This is a genomic window from Mesorhizobium sp. M0816 (assembly GCF_040320005.1).
GTDB lineage: Bacteria > Pseudomonadota > Alphaproteobacteria > Rhizobiales > Rhizobiaceae > Mesorhizobium.
Window position 1 is genome coordinate 1 of the sequence record NZ_JAMYOT010000077.1, and the last position, 3,820, is coordinate 3,820.

The 3,820-nt window shown below is 54.7% G+C and carries 2 protein-coding genes and 2 pseudogenes; 3 read left to right on the top strand and 1 reads right to left on the bottom strand.

The window, feature by feature from the left end; all coding sequences use genetic code 11:
* Positions 1-718: 718 nt before the first annotated feature.
* Positions 719-1,002 (top strand): annotated as a pseudogene (locus tag NKI17_RS36585) (IS66 family transposase); the annotation flags it as partial.
* 35 nt (positions 1,003-1,037) lie between these two features.
* On the opposite strand, the pseudogene NKI17_RS36590 reads toward NKI17_RS36585, so the two are convergent.
* Positions 1,038-1,142 (bottom strand): annotated as a pseudogene (locus tag NKI17_RS36590) (transposase domain-containing protein); the annotation flags it as partial.
* Between the two features lie 126 nt (positions 1,143-1,268).
* On the opposite strand from NKI17_RS36590, the gene NKI17_RS36595 reads away from it, so the two are divergent.
* The gene (locus NKI17_RS36595) at positions 1,269-1,613 is read left to right on the top strand and encodes a hypothetical protein (protein WP_352873790.1); all 345 of its coding nucleotides are present in this window, start codon (positions 1,269-1,271) and stop codon (positions 1,611-1,613) included.
* The coding region (locus NKI17_RS36600) for a zeta toxin family protein (protein ID WP_352907919.1) at positions 1,603-3,820 on the top strand (2,218 nt) is incomplete at its 3' end. The genes NKI17_RS36595 and NKI17_RS36600, both read left to right, overlap by 11 nt.

The following is a 3,820-nucleotide window of genomic DNA, read 5'->3' on the forward strand; positions in this document are numbered from 1 at the left end:
GCCCCGCAAGACGCTGGAATGGCGCACGCCTGCAGAGGCTCTCGACCAGTTGCTCAAAACAGATATGATCGAGGGTGTTGCGACGACCGGTTGAATCCGCCCATTATATGCCGGCCAATTCGTCACCTGATATTTCTGCTTGGCAATCTTGTCCCGCCGATCGGCATTGAACTTGTGCGGCATCGTCAAAATCCAGATCCGGAGAGTGAGAACCACCGCTCTATATCAGTCGCCGGGTGATCCACGCAACAACGCCCCAGTGCATAGCCCTCAGGCAAGATGGGGTGCTCGTGACGCTCACTTTCAGTCGATTTCATATATTGGCACGGTGCGGGCATATGTCCGGCCTTTGCGCGCGGAACATGGCCGCCGGCCTTGCTGAGATCCGCGACGACGAGCTGAACCGAGTTTACGCGCTTGAGCGCATTGGGGGCAGCAGCTTCACCGTTTCGGGATTTCGTCGCATGGGTTCATCGCCTGTTATTTCACCTTGCCGTCTGCCAGCCTGCGCCGGTCAGATCACGTCATTGCGTCCATCAGACAGCGGCCGCGGTAATCGCCAATGGAGCGGCACGCCGGTCGATCCCGCCCTGGTTCAGAAGCGCCCAGATGATCCGCGCCGTCTTGTTGGCCTGCACGACAGCTGCAACCTTGAATGGTTTTCTGGCGAGAAGCGCCTTCAACCACGGCCGCGTCCGAGCGTCGTTTCGGGCAACCCGCAAGAAAGCTTGCCAGAGCCGATCGGGCGGCGTGGGCCGATGCCCTGGAGAGCGAGGTCGCTGATCTCAAGGCACGAAACGCCGATGCTGATGAGCGCATCGGCTGACGCAGATCCTGAAGGCCTTCGATCGCGCCTGCTTCGGCCGGCGGTCGAAAAAGCTCGGCTCCCCAAGCACCGACGACGAGCAGCAATATAAGGCACAGGTCAACAAGGGCCGCGAGCGTCGGAATGGCAAACGTCCGCCGCGACCACGCAAGGGCTTTGCACTTCATCTGGATCGTAAGCGACAAGCTGAGACCGTTCAGCCGGCGTAGTTTCACGGCATGAGTGCGTCGATTTCGCTGCTCGGCCACCCGTTGGCGCTGCGCTCGAGGGTTCGGGTGAGCCAGGCCAGCGGATCGACGTTGTTCATCTTCGCCGTTTATGCCGACCGTCGAACTATGCCATCATAGTTCTCTCTATTTTCAATTGTAACAAGAAAAGCGTAGGCAAAGGATGCTCTTACTGCGTAGTATGCTTTTAGCAAATTCCACAAGGAGGGCGGCATATGACTCCCCGTTTGGATGTTCGTCTGGGTAGCGTTCTCGGGCTTACAGGGCGCTACCGGGACAAGCGAGCATTTGAGATCGTCAATGACACGCACGATTGGCTCGGAACGCTCACCCCAAGACTGATCACCTTTAAGTACAGTGGTCCCGAACGCTTCAGCGAATCCTCGTCGTTGTGTGAAAAAGCGAACAGACAGCGCTTGCAATATTCGGGCAGGCTAAATCTCTTAAGCGGGAATGCCATTGACGCGGCAAGATTGGCCGAGGAGATAGACGACTTCGTCAAGACCGTCATCGATCCATGGCTTACGAAGTTCGAAAGGGCGGGCGGGCGTGAAGCCTGAGGACGGAATGCGGGAAGGATTGCCGTCATGGTCTGCACAGGAGATTTTTGACGCCGAAATTATCCCCGCGATCGGCGCAAATGGACCTCCTGTCGACAATCCGACCTTCACGGTGGTAAGCGGTCAGACGGGTGCAGGCAAGAGCACGATGATCCGGCAAATCAGAAGTCAATTTGCCGGACAAGCTACCCAAGTCATCATCGCGGACGACCTCAACACCTATATTCCGGGCAATAACGCGGCCCTTTTAGAAGGCTCCCATTCGCTGGCGGGAACAGATCGGTCCGCGGTCGCAGAATGGTGTGATCAACTCGCCAACCGCAGCATAAGCAACCGTGTAAACATAATCTTAAAGTCATGCTTTCCACCCAAGCACTACAGCAGGTTGCTTGAGCGGGCTCGCTCAAGTGGCTACAGAACAGAGCTCAACATCATCGCCACGGATAGAACGACTAGTTTTACGGCAATCCATGACCGCTTTGATAAAGCCTTGGCAAGTCGTTTTGTTGCGTCTACCGTATTGCCGGATGCGGAGACACATGAGCACTATTACTCGCTATGGCCGCGCGTGGCTTTTGAGGTTGAAAGGCATAAGCTTTTTGATCAGATTTCCGTTGTCCGCCGAGATGGTTCAACAGTTTTCGAAAATGAACAAATCGTGGACAGCCATGGTCGCTCGAACTGGCGGCATAAACCGGGCGCGATGAGAGCGCTGATGATTGCCCGCAACCGGCCCATGGACGTGAACCAAAGACAATGGATTAAAGACGTTTGGAATAGAGTTGAGAACAGCAGAGCATTTGCCCAGCATCCAGATTCTGCACGCGTACCGGTGCGGACCTATTGGACAAAGGTTATGGAAGCGCTGAATGAGGACGGCGACCTAGATAGGCAACCTACGCGAAGCGTCTTCTTGCGAGCTTATTCGCACAAGCTTTTGCTGAACTTGCAGCGCGATGTTGCCTTGATTAGCGCCAATCGGAGTAATCCCAGAGATTTTCGAGAAGTGAATTTCGAAGAGGCTTTTTTGAAGGAGTTAGAAAACCAGCGACTTACTATAATGGCGGATATTACAGAAAGCTTTGAGAAGAGAATTTTAGAGCAGACCGGGGCAGGACCTTCGCACACTGCCCAATCCCCTTCGCACACTGCCCAATCCTCAGAGCTTCGCCACAGCTCCGCCGAAAAGGAAACTTTGTTCAACGAAGACTCTCACATTGTGAAGCGGCTTAGAACTGGCCATGAGGGAGCCAGTACTTCCACCTACCCCGAAGACAGACAAGCTCAGCAACAGAAGCCTCAACGTCCAAAGCTTTTGGTGGAAGTCTCAGAAGGTGTTTATAGGCCGATCGAGGACTATAATCGAATGGTTCGCGATCGCGACAAATATCCCCACATCAATCGCAACAGGAGCAAAATGAACGTCCTCATTCGGTTGGAAGATGGTAACGGGTATGAAACGCCTGCCTTGCTCAAGGCGCGGTCAGAACGGAATAAAGGCGCACTGTTTACGAGGACGATGAGCGAAGGTCAATTACCACATAGTCTCGCTTCACATCCACCTGCTGCCTTGCCAGCCGTACTAGTTGATGGCGGAAACGGTAGGACCTTTCTTGCTGGCGAAAGGATTTCCATGGGCGAACCGACGGGCCAAATTCCCCAATCAATTTCGTCTGATAGGATTTTGGTTAGAAACGAGTGGGGTGGATACGACGAACTAAATCAGCGCTTGGCCGCTCGCACATTCTCATCTCTCCCAACCGCACCGAAAGCGCAACTGGGAGAGAAGAGAATTTTAGAGCAGACCGGGGTAGGACCTTCGCACACTGCCCAATCCTCAGAACTTCGCCCCAGCTCCGCCGAAAAGGAAACTTTGTTCAACGAAGACTCTCATATTGTGAAGCGGCTTAGAACTGGCCATGAGGGAGCCAGTACTTCCACCTACCCCGGAGACAGACAAGCTCAGCAACAGAAGCCTCGACGTCCAAAGCTTTTGGTGGAAGTCTCACAAGATGTTTATAGGCCGATCGAGCCAGTCAGGCGGGACGAGGTTTTCCCGGAGGAGGATTTTGCCGCGGGCGCGGACGGGTTGCGTGCCAATCCTGCGGGCCGTGGGCAGGGTACGCAGCGGGTATGGAGCCCATCAGAAGCAAAGTCCGATGACTTTCCCGAATTTACCGAAGAGGACCTGAGGAGAATCGATACAC

Excerpts from the sequence above, each read along its gene's own strand:
- NKI17_RS36595 (WP_352873790.1), top strand. The coding sequence starts at position 1,269 with ATGACTCCCCGTTTGGATGTTCGTCTGGGTAGCGTTCTCGGGCTTACA.